This window comes from Alteromonas naphthalenivorans (assembly GCF_000213655.1).
Lineage (GTDB): Bacteria > Pseudomonadota > Gammaproteobacteria > Enterobacterales > Alteromonadaceae > Alteromonas > Alteromonas naphthalenivorans.
Genome location: NC_015554.1, coordinates 2,347,001 through 2,366,599, shown reverse-complemented (window position 1 = coordinate 2,366,599; position 19,599 = coordinate 2,347,001). Strand labels below are relative to the sequence as shown.

13 protein-coding genes and 1 pseudogene are annotated in these 19,599 nt (G+C 36.5%); 4 read left to right on the top strand and 10 right to left on the bottom strand.

Going from position 1 to position 19,599, the window contains the following annotated elements:
• Positions 1–49 precede the first annotated feature (49 nt).
• Positions 50–1,552, top strand: a pseudogene (tnpC, locus tag AMBT_RS10320) (IS66 family transposase).
• Between the two features lie 166 nt (positions 1,553–1,718).
• Here the strand turns inward: tnpC and AMBT_RS10315 are convergent.
• From AMBT_RS10315 to opgC (AMBT_RS23170), 6 genes are all read right to left on the bottom strand, one after another.
• Positions 1,719–2,675, bottom strand: a complete 957-nt coding sequence (locus tag AMBT_RS10315) for a sulfotransferase domain-containing protein (RefSeq protein WP_013784568.1) — start codon at positions 2,673–2,675, stop codon at positions 1,719–1,721.
• A 1-nt stretch (position 2,676) separates the two neighbouring features.
• Complete coding sequence (locus AMBT_RS10310; protein ID WP_013784567.1) at positions 2,677–3,615, bottom strand: glycosyltransferase; 939 nt, start codon at positions 3,613–3,615, stop codon at positions 2,677–2,679.
• A gap of 365 nt (positions 3,616–3,980) precedes the next feature.
• Positions 3,981–6,524 carry a right-handed parallel beta-helix repeat-containing protein gene (locus AMBT_RS10305; protein WP_013784566.1) on the bottom strand — a complete coding sequence of 848 codons (2,544 nt, stop codon included), beginning with the start codon at positions 6,522–6,524 and terminating at the stop codon, positions 3,981–3,983.
• Between the two features lie 281 nt (positions 6,525–6,805).
• On the bottom strand, positions 6,806–8,212 hold the full coding sequence (locus AMBT_RS10300; protein WP_013784565.1) for a mannose-1-phosphate guanylyltransferase/mannose-6-phosphate isomerase: 1,407 nt from the start codon (positions 8,210–8,212) through the stop codon (positions 6,806–6,808).
• Positions 8,213–8,767: 555 nt separating this feature from the next.
• Positions 8,768–9,304, bottom strand: a complete 537-nt coding sequence (gene opgC, locus AMBT_RS23175; RefSeq protein WP_417874138.1) for an OpgC domain-containing protein — start codon at positions 9,302–9,304, stop codon at positions 8,768–8,770.
• A 64-nt stretch (positions 9,305–9,368) separates the two neighbouring features.
• The gene (gene opgC, locus AMBT_RS23170; RefSeq protein ID WP_013784563.1) at positions 9,369–9,791 is read right to left on the bottom strand and encodes an OpgC domain-containing protein; all 423 of its coding nucleotides are present in this window, start codon (positions 9,789–9,791) and stop codon (positions 9,369–9,371) included.
• 317 nt (positions 9,792–10,108) lie between these two features.
• Here opgC (AMBT_RS23170) and AMBT_RS10285 point away from each other — a divergent pair, with 317 nt between their 5' ends.
• Positions 10,109–11,221, top strand: coding sequence for a glycosyltransferase family 4 protein (locus AMBT_RS10285; protein ID WP_013784562.1), 1,113 nt, complete (start codon positions 10,109–10,111; stop codon positions 11,219–11,221).
• Here the strand turns inward: AMBT_RS10285 and AMBT_RS10280 are convergent.
• On the bottom strand, positions 11,210–12,286 hold the full coding sequence (locus AMBT_RS10280) for a glycosyltransferase (protein WP_232363228.1): 1,077 nt from the start codon (positions 12,284–12,286) through the stop codon (positions 11,210–11,212). The genes AMBT_RS10285 and AMBT_RS10280 overlap by 12 nt on opposite strands.
• Before the next feature lie 174 nt (positions 12,287–12,460).
• The gene (locus AMBT_RS10275) at positions 12,461–14,368 is read right to left on the bottom strand and encodes an acyltransferase family protein (RefSeq protein ID WP_013784560.1); all 1,908 of its coding nucleotides are present in this window, start codon (positions 14,366–14,368) and stop codon (positions 12,461–12,463) included.
• Between the two features lie 467 nt (positions 14,369–14,835).
• Here AMBT_RS10275 and AMBT_RS10270 point away from each other — a divergent pair, with 467 nt between their 5' ends.
• Complete coding sequence (locus AMBT_RS10270) at positions 14,836–15,213, top strand: GtrA family protein (protein ID WP_148259099.1); 378 nt, start codon at positions 14,836–14,838, stop codon at positions 15,211–15,213.
• Positions 15,206–16,135 (top strand): glycosyltransferase family 2 protein, encoded by a 930-nt coding sequence (locus AMBT_RS10265; RefSeq protein WP_013784558.1) that lies wholly within the window; start codon positions 15,206–15,208, stop codon positions 16,133–16,135. The genes AMBT_RS10270 and AMBT_RS10265 overlap by 8 nt, the downstream gene beginning before the upstream one ends.
• Before the next feature lie 116 nt (positions 16,136–16,251).
• Here the strand turns inward: AMBT_RS10265 and AMBT_RS10260 are convergent, their stop codons facing one another.
• The gene (locus tag AMBT_RS10260; RefSeq protein ID WP_013784557.1) at positions 16,252–17,766 is read right to left on the bottom strand and encodes a hypothetical protein; all 1,515 of its coding nucleotides are present in this window, start codon (positions 17,764–17,766) and stop codon (positions 16,252–16,254) included.
• 606 nt (positions 17,767–18,372) lie between these two features.
• On the bottom strand, positions 18,373–19,182 hold the full coding sequence (locus AMBT_RS10255) for a hypothetical protein (RefSeq protein WP_013784556.1): 810 nt from the start codon (positions 19,180–19,182) through the stop codon (positions 18,373–18,375).
• Positions 19,183–19,599 lie beyond the last annotated feature (417 nt).

Below are 19,599 nucleotides of genomic sequence, written 5' to 3'. Positions count from 1 at the left end.
GTCTTAATAATGTCGGTAAATCAATGCATTATTACATTATAATAAGACCATGAATATTGATATCGAAAGCTTACCTGATGACCCAGCAACATTGAAAAAGGTGTTGTCGCAGGTGATGTCTCGCTATCAATATCTTGAGGAGCAGTTTCGTATTTCCCAGCATAAACAGTTCGGTCAAAGCGCCGAAGGTCATCCTGGGCAAGGTGAGTTGTTTAATGAAGCGGAAGCGCTTGCTGTTGAATCAGATACGCAAGAAGAAGCCATAAGCTACACGCGTAAAAAAGCCCACACGTAAACCGTTACCCAAAGGCCTACCTCGTGAGGTTATCGTTCACGATATTAGCGACGAAGAAAAGTCTGTGGCTGTTGTGCAGGTGAGCTACATCGCATTGGTGAAGATAAGTCAGAAAAGCTTCAGTTTATTCCTGCTCAGGTCAAAGTGATTGAGCATGTTCGCCCTAAATATGCGTGTCGTACCTGTGAGAAAGACGGTATTAGCAACACAGTAAAACAAGCGCCTGTACCTCACAGCGTTATCCCTAAAGGTTATGCGACCCCAAGTTTATTAAGCCAAATCATTACCAGCAAATATCAGTATGGGTTACCGCTGTATCGACAAGAGTCTATGTTCAAACAGCATGGTATCGAATTAAGTCGTAAAACCATGGCTGACTGGATAATCCGCTGCGCTGAGCTATTTAAACCGCTTTATGACCAGCTCCATCAACATATCCTGAAACAACCGGTTATCGCGGCGGATGAAACCACGCTGAAGGTCGTTGAATCTGAGAAAGTGAATAGCTACATGTGGTTGTACGCCAGTGGCGCTGACTCACCTACCGGTAATATCTCGGGGACAGAGATACCTAATATCGTGCTGTACGACTATCACAATAGTCGCGCTGGGCAATGCGCCGTAGACTTCCTTAAAGGTTACAGCGGCTACTTACAAGTGGATGGCTATCAAGGCTACGAGCAAACGCAAGCCATACTCATTGGTTGCTGGGCACATGCACGCCGTAAGTTCATGGAAGCCAAAAAAGGCGCAGGTAAGAAAGGCAGTGGCAAAGCGGATTGGGCACTCAATCACATCCAAAAACTCTACCGCCTAGAAACCCAGCTAAAAGATAAAACGGTAGAGGTGCGATATATTACAAGACAAGAAAAAAGTGTGCCGTTACTGAGCCAGCTTCATATGTGGCTAATGAAATCGGCTCAACAAGTGTTACCCAAAACCAAGTTGGGCGAAGCGATACAATACTGCTTAAACCAATGGAAAAAGCTGGAACGCTATACACTCGGCGGGTTATTGAGTATCGATAATAATCGCGCTGAGCGCGGGATAAAGCCGTTCGTCATAGGTAGAAAAAACTGGCTGTTTAGCCAAACGGCCACGGGCGCCAACGCCAGCGCTGTTCTCTACAGCATCATCGAAACGGCTAAAGCCAACGACCTGAACGTATTCGAGTATGTGATGACTTGCCTTGATGAACTCAGCCAGCCCGACGTCAATATCGAGCAACTGCTACCATGGCAGTTTGCTAAGCGCTAGGTGGAATTATCGGACGCTTACTTAAAACTAAAGAAAACGATCGTATTGTTATACCTAATACAATTTCATACAATCTAAACGAATTGTACAATAGAGCTATCGAATTATTGGAAAATGGTAGCAGTAAGTAATGAGTAATATTTAAATGCTAGTATCTAAAGATTGATTAAATTTTAAGAAAGCTATTCTTTATAACTGTTGTGTCTGGTGTTTTAAATTCAGGGTACCATTTAGCAAGCCCGAAATTTTTTAGGAGGTTTTCAGCTAATAAAATTTGTTCATCAGTAACATTTTCCCGCCAGATAGTTAGTGGATCTTTCTTTTCAATTATAGAACTACCTTTAAAAGATACTTTTGATGAAGCTTTAAGAATATTACTAGATAACTCAGTGTCTTGATTTTTATTTGCGTAAGCCAATGCTTTTTTAACACAGATATCAGGGTTCAAATAGGCATCTTCATAGCAAATTATGTGTATTTCGTTTTGCCTGAATTGCTCGCTAAGTACCCTGTGAATGATACACCAATTAAGCACTTGCTTCTCAATATAGTCATTTCGCCTAATAACTCCATCTATAACGTCATCAAGTCCTAACAAGTGTGTATCAGATAACTTTCTATTTATATTAGGCACATATTCTGGCCAATTCCATCGTTTAGTTACAAACTTTGATGATGCTACCGACAAAGGGTTTCTAATTAGTAAGATCGGCTTTACCTGTGGAAAATTCTGAATGGCCCACTTAGCATGTAAATTGGCAAAAACATCTTTGATTAATAGACCTGAAAATTTTTGATTTTTTAGCTCTTGATCAACCCATGAGTTAGTGATGGCCCCTTCAAATATCTTTTGCATAAAGCTATGGAGTTCACTATTCTCTTCATCTGGATGTAAATACATATTTTCACTAAAGTTTTTCGCTTCCGAAACTTTTACCGGGTGAAATGGTTCAAACATTTCTCGATAACTTCTGTCTGAATTTAAAAGATTCGCAATCCAGGTTGTTCCACTTCTGCCATCCCCAATGAGCCATATTACGTTGGAAAATTCTTTTCTTTTTAATGATTTCTTAATAATCGAGTTATTCTTTTTTTCTATATAAAAATTTCTAATATTAAACATATTATTTACTACTGCTCGAATTTAAATCAGATCTTAAACTTTTTACTGGCGATAGCTTTAGTTTTCTCTTTAAGATTCCATAGCTTTTTTGCGCATATACGAATCGAGAAAATTTAATATTAATGCCTTTAAGTTTAAAGAATAGTAATATGAGTACCCAGCCAGTTTTAAAAATACCACCCTGATCCTGATGGTTATTATAGATTAACCGCAGTTTATTTTTTATTTTCTTATTTTTTACATCACACAGGTTCTTATAAATAGCTTCGACTGCACTTTCTCTTTGGTTTTTTCTATTTTTTGAAGTAATACTTTCTGAGTGAATTCGATACTGAAATAGAACTTCATTTAGTAGACTAATACCAGTCGTTTTCGAAAGACGAGTCCATAGCTCAAAATCTTCAACTTTATCAAATTTGGGGTCATAAATTAAATCATCTTTGGTCAGCTTATTCATGTTAAACATCGCTGTTGGGTGGCACAAAGGGCAGCCGAACAGAAACTCCACAGGTTCTATTTCCCTTGTTTTGTCAGAAACTTTTTTTCGGATTATATTACCATTTTCGTCAATATATTCGAGACCAGTAAACAAAACACCACAATCGATATGATGTTCAAAATACTTTACTTGTTGTTCAATTCTAATAGGGGAGGAGATATCATCTGCATCCATCCTTGCGATATATGATCCTCGGCTCAAATTAATTCCTTCATTCAAAGATGCTATGAGCCCTCTATTTTCTCTAGAAATAATTCTTATTCTGTCGTCCCTGATCGATTTTATTATCTGTAATGACTCATCAATAGAGCCATCATCAATGACAATAATTTCTATATTTTTATAAGATTGGTTGCAGATACTTTCAATGGCTTTTTCAATAAAACGCTCTGCGTTGTAGACTGGGATTACAATAGAGATTAGCGGAGGTGTTGGGTTCATTTTTGCTCCTATACTTAAAATGTGCTTAAACTTAATTTTTTTGTCAAGTCAAAATTAAATGTGAATTATAGTGACCGCCAATGTCCCATTAGAAAATATACAAGACCTTCAGATTAGTAATATAATACTTTACTAAGATAGTATGTAAAGTTTTCAACTGATTTAAATGAAATATTTTATTTCTGAAGTTTTGTCGGTATATAATCTATAAAAATACTCTTAAGTTATTTTTTCTATATTTAAAATTAGTATTTAATCTTTTTTAATATGCCTGTCACGAATGATTTAATTGAAATTTATTAACAATGAAATTTTATTCATTTTTGCATTTCTTATTTAACTTTCTTGTTAAAAGGTTGTTCTGACTAAAGACCCATCTGACCTATAGGTATCATCTCTTTATATAACTTGTTTTGAGTTTTTTGGTTTTTTTCTTGGAGTTTAATATTGTGAAACGTCATTTTGCTATTATTATTTGATTCGATTACATCATTGTCTAATATAAATACAATGTAATTTAAATTTCCAAGATTATATTCACCAATTGGTATATTAACCTTCGTTTCTCTCTTATTTCTCGTCACATTAGTCAAATTGTGTCCGTAGGGCTGTACTCCAATAAATTTAAATACTCTCGAAGCTGTCACTTTGTTATCGGTTTCGAAGGCGACCCCCCCAATCTCTATCCTGCCTTCGGCAATATAATTTAGGCTTAATACAGTATCTTTAGTAATTTCATAGTCCACAGGTATTTTATACCAACCATTTCCTGACAAAGATAAGGTATCTTTATCGTTGATTATTACCGTGCCGTATTTAGTTTGGGTAGCAAATGGTGTTACTGGGTAATCAAAAAAGTTTACGATAAGTTCATTTTTTGGTGTCTCGACGTTTTCTATTGAGCGCGTAAAATTATAAATAGAATCTTCAGAAAAGATAGGTAATTCAACGTTTGGCTCATTATTTAATGAGCCGACAAACTGACTATCATATGTTAAAAAATGTTCTTTAATACTGTCATGCGCCACTTCAATATAAGGTGCTTCTGCTTGAATATTATAAATTACATTGTTATAAAAATTCGATAAGAAGTATTTCTGTTTATCATAAATACCCAGTCCAACCATATTACTTTTGTTGCGATTGATAATGATATTATTTCTTACTTCTAACCAAAAGCTATTGTCATTGTTAACATTTGATGCCGCAATACCGTTCCGATTTGTAACAATGTAGTTTTCTAAGATATATGTTTTCCCACCAGGTTTTGCTAACAAGCCCCCAGCTTTTATAGCTGTCCATTCTTTTCCCCGCTCGTCGCCTAAATCGTGAATATAGTTATGGAATAAATAACTCGGTCCAAGCATGTTAGGGGCGACACTTATTCCAACATATCCTTGGGTCAGTTCGTTTTCGTAAACCAATACGTTGCGTTGGCCTCCATCAATCTCGATAAGGTCATCATTAGCATAAGCAAGATAATTTCCATAAATAGCGGAATCCCGTACAAATCCGCCATTTCTCCAAGTGTTTTTTCTTCCTTCTATAACGTCGTTGAATCTGTGTAGGTCCGATCCATAAAATTTATTATTTCTTACAATCATTTGTCCACGGAACTGTTCTTCCGGATGATATGCGTAAACCTGCAAAGCGTTTGGACCATTAGGGTGTCCATAGCCCCAATGGTTTGCTTTACCGTTGGGGCTGTGTATTTCACACTCTTCTATAACAGATACTCCAGTCTTTTCTAGATATATCCCTGAATCATAATTAATAGGTGAGGTACTAGTTTCTGAAGAGTAAGCTTTACCATTTTTAACAATAGTTGCTTCTCGTCCGTATTTGGAAATATTACAACCTTTAATCCATATGTGATGCGTATTTTTTGCGAAAATTCCGTATCTTACCCCGCTTTCAATTGTGAGGTTTTCAAGTATGATATAACTCTGGCTTCCAATATTAACTGCCGATAAGTCGTCCTCATTCGCAATTATAGTTTCACCATCACCTATAACTTTTGCGTAACCATCTTCACTACCATAGATATTTAGTGCTTCGAGGTCCAGTTGGCCGCCATTATATATTTCTGATAAATAATAAATTTTTTCAGAGTCAATTGGTGGGGAATCTGGTTGAGTAGTAAATTGGAAAGAGTATGACTTCGTGTTCGATTCATAATCGGTAACCAGAACTTCTACTTCATAGTTGGTGTTAGGGTCTAAATGAACAATACTACCAGACAGTGCCCCATAAATTGGATCCCAACTAAGCGCAAGTGCAGGTAGCCATTTGCTACTACCTTTTATTCTATATTTAACCTCACTTTGGTTTTCTTCATTTTGACCGTATATGACTAGTCCCGCAGAATGAATCAAAGGGGTTGCAGAATTTTCCATGCCGGATGCCGCCGCATTTAATATAATTGATGGGTCTAATTTTTTCTTTACAGCAATCGCTAAAATGTCTGACGTATCAATTATTCTGTTTTGCTCGACATAAGTTAAAATTCTGTAAGCATCTATAGGAAATAATGAAATGAGTGTTGTTATTGCATTAGCTTTATCTTCCGAGCCACTTAAGCTTTCGGCCAATAACGAACCTTGGAAGTTTTTTTCACTAACTATCGCTAGTGAATTTAAGCGATAAAGCCGAATGATAGTGTCAGTGTTACCACGCACTAGAGCTCGCGTTTTCTTTCCAGCATCAATTGACAGAAGAAATTTTTTTAGTTCACTATTATCTAATTTGGCGTGACCTGCCAATTCATCTTGTATTAAAGCTCCTGGTTGACTATTACTAATGTCCATTTTATTTGGTAGATTGATGACGGAACATGACGCGAGGAGTAGAACAATGAAGGTTGAAAATAGCGTGTTTGAATAGCAAGATTTAACTTTGCGAAGTTCCATGAGAAATTCCTTTGGCTAGTAAACGAAAAATAATTACAAAAAGCGACTGGAATGAAATTAATACTTATCGCCGAGATGAATATTAAAGCTTAGTTTTAAGCCCCGCAGAGTACAAGGTGCCGATTGGAACAATAAATTTTTTACAGATAAATCATGAACTCGTAGTTGTACTTGGCCTTTTAAAGCCAGTACAACTGCTTAGATTGATATTATAAATGGCTAGCAATCACTATTTTATAAGTGCTTTTAAGGTAATAAGATCTTTACCGTACAAAGTAAACCTATTTAGGGGCTCGTCCATATCTGTCTGAAAATCTAACTATGTCGTCTTCACCAAGGTATGCGCCAGACTGAACCTCAATGAGTTCTAATGGAATTTTCCCAGGATTTTCTAACGCATGAACAGATCCAATAGGTATATAAACTGATTGGTTCTCACTAACTAGTTGTGTATTATCATTAATAGTAACGTTTGCCGTACCAGATACTACAATCCAATGCTCAGCTCGATGATGATGCATTTGAACAGATAGCTTTTCGCCAGGTTTAACTGTGATTCGTTTAACTTGAAAGCGAGCGCCATTATCAATTGAATCATAACTTCCCCATGGACGAAAAACTTCTCGATGAAACTGAAACTCTGGGCGTTCATCGGCTTTTAATTTATCGACCACTGTCTTTATACTTTGTGTATCGTCCTTGTGCGCAACCATTACTGCGTCTTTTGTTTCAACCACAATCACATTGTCTAAACCTATTACTGAAACAAGACGTTGTTCAGCATTTACATAACTACCTTTAGTATTTTCTAAAATAACATCGCCAACGGTTGCATTGCCACTATCATCTTTCTCTGCTACATCCCAAATTGATGACCAACTTCCAACATCAGACCACCCAGCATCTAAAGTTACCATCGCTGCACTATCAGTATTTTCCATCACTGCATAATCGATAGAATCATCTTTGCACTTGCTAAATATATCTTTATCAACGCGGATAAAATCTAAATCTGGGCTTTCTGTCGCGATAGCTTGTTTGCAAGCGTTAAGTATTTCTGGGCTATATTTTTCCAACTCTTCTAAATAACGACTTGCCCTAAACATAAACATACCGCTATTCCATAAGTATTTTCCTGAACTTAAATATGTCTCAGCAGTTTTTAAACTCGGTTTTTCCACAAATTTTTCAACTTTAAAACCTTCATTTAGACTCTCTCCTGCTTTTATATATCCATAGCCTGTATGAGGCTGTGTAGGCACTATTCCAAATGTAACTAAGTGACCTTTTTCAGCTAAAGAATTGGCCTTTACTACTGCTTCATGAAATGCGGGCTCATCGGTTATTAAGTGGTCTGCCGCCAAAACCAATAGTACGGGGTCTTCTCCACTCAGCGTAGCATGAAGCGCTGCGAGTGCTATTGCCGGTGCAGTATTTCGCCCAACGGGTTCTAGTAAAATCCCTGAATGGTCAATGTTTTTTTGTCTTAGCTGTTCAGCGACAAGAAATCTATGTGCCTCGTTACATATAAAAATTGCGCGCTGAGTATTAATGCCGGCTAACCGTGAAACAGTATCTTGGAGCATTGTATTTTCTGACGTTAATGATAGAAATTGCTTAGGAAGCGCTGCGCGTGATTTTGGCCATAAACGGCTTCCGCTGCCGCCAGCGAGTATTACTGGTTTCATATTACTATTTCCCATGATTGAAGCTGTTTAAAATGAAAAAAACTAACGTAGTTGGATCTAAAAGCTAAGTAACGAAACGATATCCTAAATAAAGATAACTTCAACAACTAATGCTTACTGTTGGGCGTATCTTCGACTATTCTGATATTGACTTTGAGCCTACCATCTATATGAAATTGTGTTTCATCTCCCACCAGATATCCAACTAAATGAACACGTTTTGAATTGATAGGCAGTAGTGCTATTGTTTTCAAACTTCTTTCATAGATTATGATACCAGACAGTCGTGAGTGGATTTATGACTACGTACAGCAAAAATTGAATAGCGGTAAGGTGTATCTTATACATAAACTACTCGCGGAAAGGGCAGCCGACATGAGCAGAACTTTTTAACTAATTTAGATGCTGCCGCACTTCGGAGCTAGGTTCGTAGTTACATAGTGCTCTATTCGTTATTTTGGCTAAGCCAATTATATCCTACGAAGAAGGTGACCTAAATTTCTTGATATGATTACATGCGATCTAAGCAAATATATAAATGAATAATGAAGCTGCTTATGATTTTTTAATCATATTTTTACGATCTATTATCACAGCCACAACTAGCATTATTATCAACGATGATAGAACTAGTGGTAAATATAAAGTAGTGGGTTGAGAAGTTTTAATCCATATTCCCAGGCTCACATATGCACATACTACACTTGTAATGAATGAGGAGAGAGACTGACGGCCAATTGTTTCTATCAATTTGAACAATGGAGTATTTGAAAACTTTTTAGTTAGGTGCAATCCGCTCATAAGGCACGTTAGTACTATGAAAAAATGCATAATCCTGATAGGACCCAACCCTCCTTTATCAACAAGCCAAGTCCCACTAATCGACAATAGATCGTGCCGCTGTATGAAATATCCTATAATCAAAAGTATAAAAGGTACTGCGATGTTTATTTTGTTTTTCGTTACTATAGAAAATAATTGCTTGAAACCGGATTTGTGGCCAAATAAAGTTCCTAGCATAAATAAAAACTGGTAAGAAAATATATTAAAGCTCCACATTTCATCGGGTGAGGAAATATTGACCAATTTTATATTGGGAAAAAGCTGGGAAAGAAAATATAGAGCTAGAGATAAAGTGATAAATAAAAGGGTGCTTTTATAAGATATACGTGAATGGTATAGACATTAATAGTAGTAAAAAATATAGATATAGTAATTCTGTAAATAAGGGGCAGTACTTTAATGTCAAAAAGTTCTTAAGACTATCTACTGGATGTGCGTATAAAGTAATTAATTGAGTCTGCTCAGAGAGAAGATTTAAGGAAAAAAACATTCCAATAATTGCTAGTAACGTAAACAAACCAATATTAGATAAATATAAATAGATGGCTCTACTGCATAGTTTTTTGTTAACTTTTGGTTTATTCAAGTAAACCATACCTACCATGCAACCAGACATGAAAATAAAAATTTCAGCTGCTGAAGAGTATCCATAATGTGTTAAAGTAGGGAATCGAGATTCATTGTATCCCGCTTTTTCTAACAACCAAGTTACATGGTTGACGCAGATAGTAATCATTGCATAACCCCTAATAAAATCTATCCGTGAATCTCTACCTACCACTATTGCCCTCCGTCATCTATAAGTTGTATTTTAAATATATCAGAAATCTTGTGTTATCAAGATTTTGAATCACTCGGAGTTTTAAATTATATGATAATACGTTTTAAACTCCACAAGCGATTAGTCGGAACAAAAAAAGTACTAATTACGGACTTATATAACTATTTCGTTATTTTATTCAGTGTGGTGTGCAATTATTTTGTGTATCCGAATCCAGTTCATACTAAACTTAGGGAAAACTCGGGTAACGTAGGCTAATAGGGAAAGGATTGATGTCACATGTGTGTGTTGTTGGCACAAGAGGGGTGCCCAACTTTGTCGGCGGTGTTGAAACAATTTGTCAAAAGCTGTATCCCTTGATACGCAAAGAGAGCCCTTCATATAAAATAACAATAATTACTAGGTTGCCTTATAAGCAGCAAGAAAGTTACCAATACGAAAAAGTTGATATAAAAGTAATAAAGGCGCTTAAAATTTCCGGGTTTGAAACTTTTTTTCATACGTTTGTCGCTTTGTGTTACGCCCGTATCTTCATACATCCTAAAATTATGCACCTTCATGGAATAGGTCCTGGCTTCTTTAGTTTGTTCTCGCGGCTATTAGGGTTTAAAACCGTAGTTACACATCATTCACCTGACTATAAACGGCCTAAATGGAAATGGTACGCCAAGCTAATATTGAAAATAGGGGAGTTGTTTACTGTTCTGTTTGCTTCACGAATTATTTGCGTAAGCGCTTCGGTAAAAGAAGAGTTAGATGCTCGCTTTCCGTTTCTATTACAAAAACGCCTTGTCATTCGTAATGCTGGCTCACTCAATAACTTGACCGCTGGAACCGAGCAAGATGCGCTTTTGAAGGAGTTAGGTTTAGAACCAAAACAATATCTTTTAGCGGTTGGAAGGTTAGACGCAACAAAAGGCTTTGATAACCTTATAGATGCTTACCTAGCAATGCATCCGACTCAGTTAAAGTTAGTGATTGTAGGCGATAATTACATCGCTAATGATTACGTGAAAAAGATTACTCAGTATAAAAGCGAGAATATTATATTTGCAGGTCCTCATACTGGTGCTAATCTGGCTACCATTTACCAAAATGCTGCACTTCTAGTGAATCCCTCATTTATGGAGGGGTATTGCCTAGTAGTAGCTGAAGCTTTGTCGGCCAACACACCTATAGTGGCCAGTGATATACCAGCCCACCGTGAGTTCAAACTCAATGAAGAAAGCTATGTAAAAAAGGGCGACGTACTCGCGCTTACTGCAAAACTAAATGCTGAAGATTATTCGATTTACAGAAGTAAATCGGCTGAATTTCTGCAATCGAATAATACATGGGAAGCGAACGCACACGAACACCTTATTTTATTCAACTCAATGCTGTAGTAACGTTTGTCGCAAAAATTGCCAATATTCATTAGCAATAGTTTCTATAGAAAAATCTTCAGCTCGTTTCCTAGCTTTTTCAGCGTAATTGGCGCGAATAGGTTCTTCGCTGTACAGATTAAAGGCTCGAGTTAATTCTGAGGTGTTATTCAGGGGGGCTAACAAGCCGTGTTTGGCTTCTGTGAGCTCATCACTCGTATATTGTGGGTTTTCATTTAGTATTTCGGCAGGTCCAGAAGGGCAGTTTGTCATTATTACTGGTAAACCTAAAACCATGGCCTCTACAAGCGCATTGGGAAAACCTTCATTCAACGATGCGGAAACATAATATTTGGCTTTTGATACAATGGCGAAGGGGTTTTCAGCATACCCAAGTAGTAACACTTTCTGCTTCGCATTTTTAAGTATAATGTAATCTTCTATTTCTTCTTTTTGCTCACCTTCCCCTAAAATACATAGGGGAGCGCTCTCGTTCGATGCCAAGTAAGCATCTATCAGACCTTTTACGTTTTTGCTTGGCGTTAGCCTTCCTGTACTAACAACAAAAGAGTCAGGCAATGCAAATTCAGGTTCAATATCTGAATGCTCTTCAATTTGTGAAAGATTGTAGGGGTTAAATATGGTTGTGGCTTTGGTAGCTGGAACGCTGAAGTTTTCAACAAGATCACTTGTTACCCCAGTTGATACACCAATTACAGCGTCGGCAAGGCGATAGGTTAATTTGGGTAATATACCCGCCAACACCCGCTTCATGTTTTTAAATTGCCCGTCTAGATGACTACTTAAATGCATGCGCTCACATAAAACGACCTTCCTGTTTCTAGAAGCCAATTTAAGTGCAGCGTTCACGACATTAGCCCTAACCAGAAAACTAACGCATAAATCAGGTTTACACTCGCGCTGAAGGCGCATTAAATTAATAAAACTACGAAATAAACCTCTTTTACTTTCTAATTGATGTAGCGTGATGTTATCAGGAAGCGTGCGAACGATGGGCTCATCATCTAGAAGAGCAACATGTACATCAAACTCAGAGTAGAATGAAGGTTTACTCAATAAATTCACCAGTGCCCTTTCTGCACCCCCATACCCAATAGAATTTATAACAAACAAAACTCTCTTCACTTAACTTCCTTTTTACGGCAGAGGCTATTTAAAAATAATAATGTTAAAAGCTACGTTAAGCTCGAGAACACCGCTAATAGGTGCGCACGCATATAGTTAAGGTAAAGCATTAAGCTAATCCCAGAAGCCTATATTTTGGTTCAACATAGAGGAAATAAAATAGCTGCTTCCAAGCTCTGATAAATGACCAGCGTCTTTCACCATTAGGTTACCTTTCTGAATTATCTTGCATTCTCCGTGATCACAAAATGTACTCATACTATCTATAACTGGAATGTTAGAGGTGTATGCAATTTGTTTAATCTGTTTGCTTTCTTTCTGGCCTTTACTTGGTTTTAAGTGCCAATCTTCATTCAAGGGTTTGCCGTTGGACAAACGCAAAATTAAATACTCTGGATTATTGATAGGGTAGATAGGTAGTTGATTAACCAGGGACACCTTCACATTTAATGCTTTAAGTGTCTTTATTGTGTCGCCTAACTTATTTAGTTCTACACCTTGAGTGGCTGCATATTGCCAGTTAGATGCAAGTACTACGTGGTCAATATTATGAGATTCAATAACTTGAATTACATTACTATTATTGTAAGCGCAATTTGGTCGATTGTTAGGTTGCGCATCGAATATAGGAGGGCAGCCTGCACTGGCAAACAAAAGAATATTACTTTTAATTTTTTCTTTCTGACTATGAATGCCGTAAACCAAATGGTTCGCATGAGAGTCACCCCACAAAAGGGTATTATGGTTACTTTCTTGCTTAGCGCCAATAAAACAATTATCGCCAGACCATTTTTCATAGCTTTCATTAGTGGACAGGAAACACTTACCTGAAAAAGCGCGGAATACTGGTCTTTCTTCGCTAACTACTTCATTAATAGCAAATCTTTGCTTAAAGCCATCCTGAAGGTGTATTAACCCACCAATGCAAGCCACAAATACTGAAAAAGCGATGGTGTACATAAACGTTGTTTTCGATTCTTTTGAAGTGATTTTCCCTTTCCTGAATCTATTTTCAACGGTGGAATAAATAATGTAACCAAAAACAAATGATAGGAAAACAAGAGTGATTTTCTCAACTAAATTAATTTCACGAATGATGTAGTAGGTATAAAACACTACTAATGGCCAATGTATTAAGTAAGTTGAGTAAGAGATTTTGCCTATAAATACAATAGGCTTTGCTGCTAGAAATTTGCTTATATAAGTTTCATTATTATTGAAGGCTATGACTAAAGCTGTTCCTAAACAAACGGGTATGGCACTAATACCAGGAAAAAGCATAGATTCATCAATGACAATTACCGAAAGCGCGATTAATAATAGCCCAATTAGCGTAATAATTTCTCGAATAGTGTTTTTTACGACTAGCCTTACCACTAGCGTACACATCGCCCCAGCTAAAAATTCCCAAATTCTAAATGGCATAAAGAAAAATGCGGCGCTGTTATCGATATGTACATATAAAGTACAGGCGATTAGAGAAAGTAATAGCAGAGCAAATAGTGCAAGGTTTCTAAACTTTTTGTGCAATTTAAAAACAAGAATCATTATAAGAGGGAATATGATGTAAAACTGTTCTTCCACAGCAAGAGACCAAGTGTGGAGAAGTGGTTTTAGTTCAGAGGGTCCATCGAAATAATCACTTTTTAACCAGAAAAAAATATTGGATAGATACGTTACTACACTGACAGCGCTTTGCCCCAACTCTTTGAATTCGTCAGGCATAAAAATGAAATAACCGCCAATAAGAGTAATGAATAACGTAAAAACAAGCGCGGGATACAATCGTCTAATTCTTTTAGCGTAAAACGCTGTAAGACTAAAATCACCTTTAGTTAGGTCACGGATCAGCAATGAAGTTATGAGATAACCGGAAATAACAAAGAATATATCGACGCCTATAAATCCACCAGATAAGCCATAAAAACCACAATGGAATAGTACTACTGCAGAAACGGCAAAGGCTCTTAGCCCATCAATATCCGGTCTGTAACTAATTTTGGGTTTATCACTAATTTCCATTAAAGTAATCACTTATATTCATAAATGTAATTGGAGCGCTAAAAGTTTTAGCCAAACAGCCTTCAGTTTCAGTGGAGTAATATTACGTCGAAGTGTATATAAAAAACATAAAAATATAGCTAAGGACGAGAAATAATAGTGTACATTCTAAAGAGTTGGTTGCTTACCTTTTCCGCCCGATACGAGTTTGGGGCTCAACGAGGTCGCGTAGTCATACTGCACTTCACCTGAGAGACTGCTTTTTAAACGGCCTTACTCAATAACGTGTTACACAAAATGCGTTTAAGTTAATAGAATGATGCAAAATAAATAAAAATTAGTGTACCAGTGTGGTGGCTTCGCCTTTGCTAAGCATATACTTCTATTAAACGATCAAACTAGTGGTTCTAAGACGTCGAAAATAATAGACTTGTGTTATCGCTATTAAAAAATATAGCGAGATTTTAATTTTGAATAGGGACGTTTTTGTGAGCTCGATAGGGTGGTTTCAGTTTAGGCGTTATTTTTCAGTGGGGGTTATCAATACCCTATTACACTGGGTAATTTTCTATTTGTTAGTAAGTTTAGGTCTTTCTCAGGCTATGTCTAATCTTTTAGCGTTTCTTGTCGCTGTCACCTTTTCTTATTTCGTAAACAGCAAAGTTACGTTCAATTCGCAATATTCATTCATTAAATACGTGTTGTTTACGGGGCTAATGGGGATTATCGCTTTTACATTTGGCCTAATCGCCGATTATTTTTCGGTAGCTGGTATCTATACTTTAATTGCGTTCTCTGCAACAAGCTTTGTATTGGGTTTCATCATTTCCAAAGTATTTATCTTTAAGGATCCTAAGAGTGAGTAAAATAACATTAGTCGTTCCAGTATTGAACGAGCAGGAAGTCATAGAGATTTTTTACAACAAGGTAAAGGCGGAGCTTAGTCAGTACCAAACGGAAATCGTATTTGTAGACGATGGCAGTACCGACAGTACTTTAAGTATTATTGAAAAACTGGCTTCTGAGGATGCATTAGTGGTACCTCTATCACTATCAAGAAATTTTGGGAAAGAAGCGGCTTTATTTGCTGGATTGGAACATGCTACAGGCGACGCAATAATTCCTATAGATGTAGATTTACAAGACCCTATTGAAGTAGTTCATGAGCTTATTGAAAAATGGAAAGAAGGGTTTGAAGTTGTTCTCGCTAAGCGCGTGAGTAGAAATTCTGATACTTATTTGAAGAAAAAGACAGCTCAGTGGTTCTACTCGTTACACAATAAAATTAGTTACACGAAGATAGAAGAAAATGTGGGTGACTTTCGCTTAATGGACAAGAGTATCGTCGAAAACATCATAATGCTCGACGAGCGAAACCTATTTATGAAAGCAGTGCTATCGTGGGTAGGGGGGAACACCGCCATTGTAACTTACTCACGAGAAGAACGTGCGGCTGGTGAGACAAAGTTTAATGGTTGGAAGTTGTGGAACTTAGCCTTAGAAGGGATTACGAGCTTTTCGACAGTACCTTTAAGAGTTTGGACTTATGTAGGTCTATTTATCGCATTTATGTCTTTCCTTTATGGTGGGTTCATGATTATTGATAAGCTAATCTGGGGAAATGAAGTTCAGGGTTACCCCTCCTTAATTGTCTCGGTTCTGTTCTTGGGCGGAATTCAACTCATAGGAATTGGTGTTCTAGGCGAATACATCGGTAGAATATATGTAGAAACAAAGAGAAGGCCTAGGTATTTGCTGAGAAACAAAAGACCTGATAAAAATAGTTAGCATTCACTAATAAACAGGCTCAGCAATCTTTAACATATGTTTGAGATTGCCGAGCGCCTGCCAAGAAAGCTATTTCTACCAAAAATTACGGACTGGCTACAGTCGGATAAGTTTTATTATCTTCCACTGTACAATTTAAGTTCATTAGTTGAAATTAACTCCCGGTCAGGTAAATCTTGTTCTATATCCGTCAAGAAGTAGTCTGTATTCTTAATAGGTACAGCTGTACATGTTTTATTAGCTGAATATAGTAAAGAATCATTACAAAATAGACTACTTTGATGTAAATGATAAAGCTTGATGTTTTCAATTTTATAAATTAAAAACCTTGCTAAGTTTTTCTCTTTCCACTCACTCTCAAGGTCAATAGTCAAAGCGAAATCGGGAGCATATGAAAGTTCGATTAATCTGTCTATGACATGCTGTCTATCATCTACTTGTGAAGAAAATTTAATAAAGCCGTTGACCGTTAAAGCTATAAAAATAGTAAGCACACTTAGAAAGTAGAAACTAAACTTTTTTCTGACCAAAGAGTTTGCAAAAATTATCATGGATATATAGAAAAGATAATTATAGTAAGGATAAATGTTGAAAGCGCCAGGAGCTTTATATACGAAAACGCTATACAGCATCATTGGTATTGTAGCGATGTATAACGAGCTATAAAAGTCAGGTTTTCTACGATAGATAAAAACTATAGACATGAGTACAAAAAGTGTAATTTCAGCTATATTATTTAAGATAAGCTCCAATGAAGAATAATCTGCCCTTTTGGCTACGTAGTCAGGGTTCACGTCTCCCCCAAGAAGAATAAATGCGATAAACCATAGGAAGCAAGAAAATATATATAGCGTTTCTAAGCTATGAATACTCTTAAATAGCGTTAACTTCCAGTCCGGCTTATCTGAATAAACTTTGATAGCTTTAAACAAGAGGCTGGATGCTGCAAAGCTCGCGATAAATAGTACGGTTGTTTCTTTAAAAAATATTGTTAGGTAAACTGCCGATACGCTTAAGAAAATAAAAAGAGTTTCTTTATAACGGTTTTCAGATTTAACTGCTTTTCTCAACCAATAAAAAGAAAGTAAAAATAGCAACAGTATATTTCTTTCTGAATAAATAGGGGAGGAGTAAATATTGACAATTGGTGGGCAAAGTAAAAATAAGCAAAGTAAGAATACCCTTTGCTTTACTGTTAAAAAATTAAAAGCCACGAAAGCTAATACAGTTACAACTAACAAATGAGCAACTAAATAAATTTTTAACGCGTTGAAATTTCCAAAAATCTTAAGAATTACAGCGTTGTCTACGTGCGAAAGAGGGAAAAACCTGCCCTCCCATATCTGTAAGCTGATATTATTTTTTATTAAAAAGTTTAGCTGAACCGACATCGAGTCATAGTCGATAAAAAAACCTTTTAAGTTAGAAAGGACTAAAGAAATACTTAATAGAAAAGTAAGCGTTAAAAATAACAGGTACTTATAGTCACTTTTGGTTTTTATATTATAAGTATCTACTAATTTCGTCGATGCGTAGCAACCGCTAATAGAGCTTCTAATTTTTGAGTTAGAAGAGGCTATCGCAATCAAAACTAAAGAAAAAAGCATTATTATCGCTAAGTAAAGAGCCAATTTTATATCCTTATATACTAGTACAGCTAATGTGTTTTCTATTTTTTGATTAACTCAGAGGTGATGCGGTCAAATAATTTAATAGATTTGTGTGCGCTGATTATTTTACCCTTGAGTCAGTTTTTTGGAAACTTGAAGATTCTAAATCGATACTTTTAATAAGTTATTTGCACAGCTTACTCTGCTTGCAGGTTTGTCTCAACGACATTAAATCCAACTTGGCGTTTTTACTGCTAAATAGTATTACAAGCGATTTAACAAAGGGCCTTGTTGAAACTAAAACTTTTTATTTGCATTTACTTCATTTTTAAGGGGCTTAAAAGGTTAAGCACAGCTTACTTATTTATGCTCGCTATTGTCTTATAGAAATCACTAATAGTCGAGAGAGTATGGCCCAAGGATAGGCTGTATTTAACAAACACCAAATAAAGCAAGCTTGCTGCCAACTTTAAATGTGCGTATGAATTCAGCCGTGATCCCCGTGACGCAAGGGGGCTTCTGTTGTGTCGAGTAGTGCTAGAAATAAAAGAGCTGAGTTAAATGCACCTTATTGGTGAAAAGTTGAGTTTTTGATTATATATATCGTCGATTTCTTTAGTGCGAAATTTACTCGATTGGCCTTTTAATTCGAGTAAGTAAATACTTTCTTGCACATGATGCGATTCCTATAACGATAAATATCAACCAAGTACTAGGCGAATCTACACGAACAGCACTAACACTAGCTAGCGTAAATTCTAGCTTTGAATCAATGTTGCGCTCAAAACCACCTGCCGTAGGGTAAAAGCTCTCATATACGTCAAACGTACCCGAACCTTCTTGGTTATCATCAGTGAAATCTGTATCTTCCCAGAAAAACGATTGCGAAAAGTCGGGCTGTTTATCGAATAATTCAGTTTCTTCGCTGAATACCAGAAAGTCATTAATTAAATCGAAAAAATAAATGCTTAAATCGTAGGTTAAGTTTGTTTCACCCAGGGGGGCCGTTTCTGTAAACCTAGCAAAATCGCTAAAATATTCGCCGTCACCAATAGGGCCGCCGTCATAATATGGCCCGTTATACATTTCAATGTGCTCTTCAGGAAAGAAGTCATCTTCAAAGGCGTTGTAAATACCTTGATTGGCAAGGCTGTATATTTTGCTACCTAGTTTTAATTGGGAAGTTAGTACGGGTAAGCCAGTTTCCACTTGCCCCCACCAGTACCAGCCAGTTTCCAGTCTGCCTCGTACTTCGTTAGAAAGATCTAATGTGAACGAACCGCTTACAGGCTGGCCGAGTAAAGTAGCTTCGTCGAAAAACGTTGCTTCATAATTTTCAACACTAGAAACAAAGCCTGTGAAATTGAAATGCATGAACGCAGAATGCGCGTTGTAGGAAGTAAATAATAAGAGTACAGCTAATATCTTGGTAAGCATAAAAGCCCCTTTTTACGCAAAATGAAAGAAGATTTTGTAACTGCTTAGGTACGTCTATATTGATAGCATGAACTGTATATAAAGTGCACAGTTGATTTGTTTTATTGTCTATTAAAATTTTGGGTAACTACCCAGATAAGTATTTTTTAGCTGCTGGGCAAGGGATAAAACGGCATTGGCATCTCTTTAAATACATGTGTTGTCGTATTTTGACATAACGGTCTGAATGTAAAGCCTTAATAAAGTAGATAGTTAGCTTTGAAAACGGAAGGCTATAATTTACATTATTGAAAATTACCAGAATGTTACTAACCAATGCAGCGATTAAGATGTCAAGTATATTTACATATCTTTTCAATTTGAATTCTATTTTTTTCATAAGTTATTGAAAATTAAGTGTATTTGGTTTTTGGTTCG